Origin of the sequence: Nonomuraea sp. NPDC005983, assembly GCF_040614375.1 — a bacterium.
GTDB lineage: Bacteria > Actinomycetota > Actinomycetes > Streptosporangiales > Streptosporangiaceae > Nonomuraea.
Genome location: NZ_JBEXUP010000271.1, coordinates 1 through 3,819 on the forward strand (window position 1 = coordinate 1; position 3,819 = coordinate 3,819).

5 protein-coding genes are annotated in these 3,819 nt (G+C 68.0%); 2 read left to right on the plus strand and 3 right to left on the minus strand.

Annotated elements, in window-relative coordinates; all coding sequences use genetic code 11:
• Together ABZ297_RS46405 and ABZ297_RS46410 are read left to right on the plus strand one after the other, a co-directional pair.
• Window positions 1-1,078: sensor histidine kinase (locus ABZ297_RS46405; RefSeq protein WP_355360899.1), on the plus strand; the 1,078-nt coding region annotated here is incomplete at its 5' end.
• The gene (locus tag ABZ297_RS46410; protein ID WP_355360902.1) at window positions 1,075-1,764 is read left to right on the plus strand and encodes a response regulator transcription factor; all 690 of its coding nucleotides are present in this window, start codon (window positions 1,075-1,077) and stop codon (window positions 1,762-1,764) included. The genes ABZ297_RS46405 and ABZ297_RS46410, both read left to right, overlap by 4 nt.
• 158 nt (window positions 1,765-1,922) lie before the next feature.
• On the opposite strand, the gene ABZ297_RS46415 is transcribed toward ABZ297_RS46410, so the two are convergent.
• From ABZ297_RS46415 to ABZ297_RS46425, 3 genes are all read right to left on the minus strand, one after another.
• On the minus strand, window positions 1,923-2,156 hold the full coding sequence (locus ABZ297_RS46415) for a hypothetical protein (RefSeq protein WP_355360905.1): 234 nt from the start codon (window positions 2,154-2,156) through the stop codon (window positions 1,923-1,925).
• A gap of 228 nt (window positions 2,157-2,384) precedes the next feature.
• Entirely contained in the window at window positions 2,385-2,918 is a 534-nt protein-coding gene (locus ABZ297_RS46420; protein ID WP_355360907.1) for a hypothetical protein, read from the minus strand.
• A 285-nt stretch (window positions 2,919-3,203) separates the two neighbouring features.
• Window positions 3,204-3,524 carry a tyrosine-type recombinase/integrase gene (locus tag ABZ297_RS46425; RefSeq protein WP_355360910.1) on the minus strand — a complete coding sequence of 107 codons (321 nt, stop codon included), beginning with the start codon at window positions 3,522-3,524 and terminating at the stop codon, window positions 3,204-3,206.
• Window positions 3,525-3,819 lie beyond the last annotated feature (295 nt).

Genomic DNA, 3,819 nt, shown 5'->3' on the forward strand with positions numbered 1-3,819 from the left:
CCTGGCGCTCGCCGCCGCATTCCTGGCCGCGATGCTGGTCGAGCGGCTCGGCGCGGCGGTGCGGATCGGCGACCGGATGCCCGCGGCGCTCGCGCTGAGCGTGCTGATCGCCGGCGCGCTCGCCGCTCGCCGGAGGCTTCCGCTCGCCGCGTACCTGGTCGGCTCCGCCGCGCTGTCCGCCGAGGCCCTGTTCATCGTGACCAGCCCGGTATCGCCATACGCGAACCTGCTCGGCCTGTACTCGCTCGGCCTGCGCGGCACGCGCGCCCAGGCCAGGCTGGGACCGGTCATCGTGCTGCTCGACATGGTCGCGTATTTCTCCGGACCCACGCACACCTACCAGATGGTGCCCGCCGCGGTCCTGTTCGTCTGGTTGCTGGCCTGGGCGCTCGGCTACGGCTGGGCCCGGCGGCAGGAGGAGCAGGAAGCGGCGCGCCGAGTACTGCGCAACCAGGTGGTCGCCGACGAGCGGGTGCGGATCGCCCGGGAACTGCACGACCTAGTCGGGCACACCCTCAGCGTGCTACTCGTGCAGACCGGCGCCGCCCGTCGGCTGCTCGACCGGGACCCGGAGCAGACCCGTGGCCTGCTGGGCACGATGGAGCACACCGGCCGGCAGGCGCTGGAGGAACTGGACCGGGTGCTCGGCCTGCTGCGCCAGGAAGAGCCGGGCCTGCAGCCGGGGCTGGCACAACTGGCATCGCTGACCGAGCGGATGGAGCAGACGGGGATCCGGGTGACCGCCCGGGTCGACCCTGCCGTGCACCAGGTGCCGCGCCCGCTCGACCTGTCGGCCTACCGGATCGTTCAGGAGGCGCTGACCAACACGGTCAAGCATGGGCGCGCGGCCCGGGCCGAGGTCTCGGTTCATTGCGACGGAGACATGCTCGACGTCGAGATCCAGGACGACGGTGTGGGCGTGGCCGGCGGCTACGTGCCAGGTCGCGGCCTGCGAGGCATAGCGGAGCGGGTCCGCGAGTTCGGCGGCAGCGTGGAGCATGGCGCCGGCGAGCGCGGCGGTTTCCGGCTGCATGCCGTACTCCCGATCCCGGGCACCCCGGCGGCGGTGGCCCCGTGACCATCAGAGTCGTGATCGCCGACGATGACGCCCTGCTGCGCGCCGGGGTCGCCCTGGTACTCGGCAGCGCGGACGGAATCGAGGTGGTCGGCGAGGCCGCTGACGGGCTGCAGGCAGTGGAGCTGTGCCGTGCGGCGGTGCCGGACGTGGTCCTGATGGACGTGCGGATGCCCGGCATCGACGGGGTCGAGGCGACTCGCCGGATCGTGGCGGCGCGGCCGCCCACCCGGGTGCTGGTACTGACCACTTTCCACCACGACGACTACGTGTGGGGCGCGCTGCGGGCCGGCGCCGCCGGATTCCTGCTCAAGCGGGCCTCCCCGGAGCGCCTGATCGACGCTGTACAGACCCTCGCCGCCGGGGAGTCGGTGTTGGACCCGGCGGTGACCCGCGACCTGGTGGGCCAACTCGTCGCCGCCGGCCCGGGGCGGGAGCGGCCCGGGCCGCGCGATCGGCGGCTGGCCCGGCTGACCGCCCGGGAGCGGGAGGTGCTCCGGCAGGCGGCCGAGGGCTACTCGAACGCGCAGATCGCCGAGTTGCTCCTGCTCGCCGAGTCCACGGTAAAGACCCACCTGAAGCGGATCCTGGCGAAGATCGACGCGCGCGACCGCGCCCAGGCGGTCGCTATCGCCTATCAGAGCGGACTGATGGCGTCCGAGGGCGACGCCTCCTGGGAGCGGGACTGACCGGACCTCAGGCCCTGCCGGCAGAGGATCGCGTTCAAGATCTCGCACATCGCGTACCGGCCCTGATGCCCGGAACCTGAGAGGGCGATTCGTGTGTTGATGTCCTTTTCGTCGTTGGGGTTGGAAGAGGTGGGCTGGTCAGGGGGTTCGCTGCTGGGCTATGGGCATGGCTGGGTGAACAAGCCGGGCTCGGTCTTGATGAGGATGCCGCGGCTGACCAGGCGTTTGAGTTTGGAGCGGATGTTCTCAGTGTTCTTCGACACGATGGGCAGGTCCAGGGCCTGGCAAAGGTCGCGAGCGCGCATAGGCCGGTCGACGTTGGCGAAGATCGTCAGAATCTGCTGGTAGGCGGGGTGGCTGTGAAGCGCGGTGTCGCTAACGCCATCCGCCACTTGCCGACCATGGCTGCCGCGTGGCTTCCCGTCCTCGGGCCTGGCGGCCCTGTGGTGCGGGTCCACTTGGCATCGGATGATGAGGGCGGGCCATCGGACGGGGTGCTGTACAGCAGCGCGTACAGCAACACCGCCTCACGCGATCTCATCGCATCGACCCATATCCGCCGCCTCAGCAGGGCAGCAGCGTGCGAACGCGGCACCTGCCGTTCCCTACGGATCAGAGGGTTATCCGGCCCAAGGATTGGGCCCCTGCTTCAGAACACGGATGCTGGTAGCTTGCGCGGTGGCCCACATCTCGACCCGGTGCTCGAAGTGGTCTCCCGGCTCGTCGTCGTTGGTGTGCGGGGGGACAACCTCTGTCGACAGGTACGAGATTCGCGCCCGGTACCTGCTCGGTGGGAGGGCGATCACTTCTTCGGTTCCTGGCTCTTGGGCGCAGCCGTAGACGCTGAGCTGTCCGGTTGGCAGGTCGAGGTCGGCCTCTACCACATGGTCGGCCTCGGCAAGGGGCTCCGGTGGTGGGGGTGACTGGTGCACGCGAAGTTTTATCAGGACCCAGTCCTGGCGGGCCGTGGCCACGGCGATCGAGAACGTCTCCACTCCGATCCTCAGCGTATCTGAGGCTTCCTCGGCCCAGGGGTCCCCGTCGACATCGCCGATCTTGATGGCGGCCCCGTACGTTTCGGCGTCTTGAAGGTAGAACTGGAAGTGGTCGGCGAAGAGGAAGAAACGTTGGATCTCGGCTGGGGACGAGTGCATAGCCCGTAACGCTATCGGCCCAACAAGAGGATCTTGCTAACGCGGTTGCTAACAACATCCCTGGACGCCGATGGACACCCTTAGAAGATGGTCACGGGAGAGATAGCTCTGAACAGATGTTTCTGCCAGAGATGGACATCGGCGGACGATATCTAACTGGCTACGGATCAGAAGGTTGGGGTTTCGAGTACCTCCGGCCGCGCCCAGTTCAAAGGCCCTCCGGGGTGATCCCAGAGGGCCTTTTTCGTGGCCGTACAGCAGCGTTGTACAGCAACGCCGCCGAGCTTAACCGTCTGATTCGGCAGTCAGACGCTCATTCAGCCGGTCGAGCGCCTTGCGGGTCTCGGGGCTCGGGATCTGCGTATAGACGTCCATGGTCATCGAGATCTGCGAGTGCCGCAGAATGCGCATCGCCACACGCGGGTGGACGTCGAGGGCGGCCAGGAGCGAAGCGTACGTGTGCCGGGTGTCGTGTACACGGATACGCGGGACGCCTGCACGGCGGCAGTGGGTCTCGAAGGCCCGGTTGAAGTTGCGCGGCTCTATCGGCGTACCGGTACGGGTCGTGAACGTCAGGTCCGAAGTCTTCCATGCATCCCCCGCCATCCTGTGTGCCTCCTCCTGGACGCGCTGCCGGTGCCTGAGTGCGGAAACGCACAGGCCGAAGAGCGCGACGAAACACCAGGTCAGCCAGGCCGCTTCACTGCCGGATGAGAACTTTCCCTACGGTTTCAAGACGGCCCGCCTGCGGCGGTCCGCGCGTCGGGCGGTCGCTGGCCGCGCTGCGGCTCTTCGGCCGGTCGCGACCAGCACGTGCGACACGATGTCGCTTGTTGCGAGTGGACTCGCAGATTGGAGGATCGACGAATGTCGATGGTGTAGTCCCGGGTCTGTGCTCTGT